Annotated in this window: 1 protein-coding gene; it reads left to right on the forward strand. The window is 54.5% G+C overall.

Features of this window, described 5'->3' with window-relative positions; all coding sequences use genetic code 11:
- Positions 1-255: integrase core domain-containing protein (locus tag V6C16_RS14775; protein WP_333543634.1), on the forward strand; the 255-nt coding region annotated here is incomplete at both ends.

Raw genomic sequence — 255 nt, forward strand, 5'->3', positions numbered from 1 at the left:
TATGCCTCGCACGGCATCAGAGTGGAGCGTGTGCTTACGGACAATGGCGCTTGCTACAAGTCTTGGAAGTTCCGCGATGCCTGCCGCGAGCTTGGCATAAAGCACAAGCGCACCCGGCCTTACCGACTACAGACCAATGGTAAGGCGGAACGCTTCATCAGGACGGCATTGAACGAGTGGGCATACGCCGAAACGTACACCCACTCATGGAAAAGGACAGCCAACTTGTCCATATGGACGCATCACTACAACTAT

Origin of the sequence: Desulfovibrio sp. 1188_IL3213, assembly GCF_036763145.1 — a bacterium.
In the GTDB taxonomy this organism is placed as follows: domain Bacteria; phylum Desulfobacterota; class Desulfovibrionia; order Desulfovibrionales; family Desulfovibrionaceae; genus Desulfovibrio.